The 1498-nt window shown below is 65.3% G+C and carries 1 protein-coding gene; it reads right to left on the bottom strand.

Features of this window, described 5'->3' with window-relative positions; genetic code table 11:
- Positions 1 to 1373 (bottom strand): IS3 family transposase gene (locus tag E3O39_RS04205; protein ID WP_134449828.1). Its coding sequence is split into 2 segments (ribosomal slippage), with 1374 coding nucleotides annotated over them: positions 1 to 1046 and positions 1046 to 1373; the frame shifts between segments, so codons are not numbered across the junction. This gene is flagged as partial in the annotation.
- Positions 1374 to 1498: the final 125 nt, after the last annotated feature.

Raw genomic sequence — 1498 nt, 5'->3', positions numbered from 1 at the left:
TTCGGCGGGCTTGTTGATCCAGGCCGTGTCGGGGGTGGCGAGGATCTTCGGGTCGCAGCTGGTGCTGAAGCGCTCCGGGTGCCGGGCCCGTGCCGCGGAGAGGGTCGCGGCCCGTTCGGCGGCCTTGCCGGCGGCGAGGCCGTAGTGGACGTCGGCAGGGGTGTTCAGCCCGATACCGGTGTGCCGGTGGCTGTGGTTGTGGTTGTAACCCTCGACGAAGGTATTCATGAATCGTCGGGCATCGCCGAGACTGCCGAAGCGTTCCGGGAACACCGGGGCGAATTTGAGCGTCTTGAACCACGCTTCCGAGTACGGGTTGTCGTTGCTGACCCGGGGCCGGGAGTGCGACTTGGTGACCTCCAGATCCGAGAGCAGCGCAGCGACGGTCTTGCTCGTCATCGACGTGCCCCGGTCCGCGTGGACGACCTGCGGGGTGCCATGGACGGAGAAAGTCTCTCTCATCATCTCGGCGGCGAGGACCGCGGACTCCGCCGGATGGACCTTCACGCCGACGACGTATCGGGAGTAAATATCGATCATCACGTAGGCGTCGAAGTACTTGCCCTTGATCGGGCCGGGTAATTTCGTGATGTCCCACGTATAGACCTGGCCGGGGCCGGTGGCGACCAGTTCCGGGATCGCCCGGGCCGGGTGGCGGGCCAGGCGTCGGCGTTCCTTGACCTGCTTGTTCTCGGCCAGCACCCGGTAGATCGTGGAGATCGATGCCAAATACACGCCCTCATCGAGGAGCTGCGCGTAGATCTGGATCGGCGGCAAATCCACGAACCGGACCGAGTTCACCACCGCCAGGATCCGGGCCCGCTCCAGCACATCGAGCCGGTTCGCCGGCACCATCACCGGCCGGGCGGCCCGGGTGCGGGGCGTCCGGGTCGCGGTCGCCCGCGGCAACCCGACCAGGCTGGCGGCCGTCCGGGTCGGAAAGCCACGGCTGGTGAGGTCGCGGTAGGTGGTCATCACGGTTTCGTGTGCGGTGTTTCGTCCCGCGAGCTCTTCGAAAGATTTTCGAGTAGCTCGTGCATTTTTGACATGATCTCCAACGCCACCCTCGTCGTTTCCAACCGCAGCTCCGTCAACTCCAACTGGCGGCGGAGCCGGGCGATCTCGGCCTGCTCGGGCGTGAGCCGGCCGATCTTCTCCCCGGGTTTCTTGCCCAGCAACACCCCGGCATCGCGTAGTTTTCGCCACTCCGTGATCTGCGAGGAATAGATGCCCTGCTCCCGCAAATACGCGCCGCCTCCGTTCCGGGAAATGGCGTCCTCGTAGGCGGCGAGGTGGTCGAGTTTCTGCTTCGGCGTGAACGACCGCCGGGGCTTGGGACCGCCCGCACACGGGCCGGGACTGCTGTTGTTCATGGAACTATCGTCGCGCACGGCGATCAACGAGGGACTGGACATGGTGGGACTTCCTGATTCTCGCCCTACGTCAAACGGCGAACTTGCTCTGAGCTACCCGCCTCAACTCACCCTGACACGTAGGG

It is taken from the genome of Cryobacterium sp. MDB2-A-1 (assembly GCF_004402675.1).
Lineage (GTDB): Bacteria > Actinomycetota > Actinomycetes > Actinomycetales > Microbacteriaceae > Cryobacterium > Cryobacterium glucosi.
Note: the sequence above shows the minus strand (reverse complement) of the source record. Positions and strands in the feature narration are given on the sequence as shown.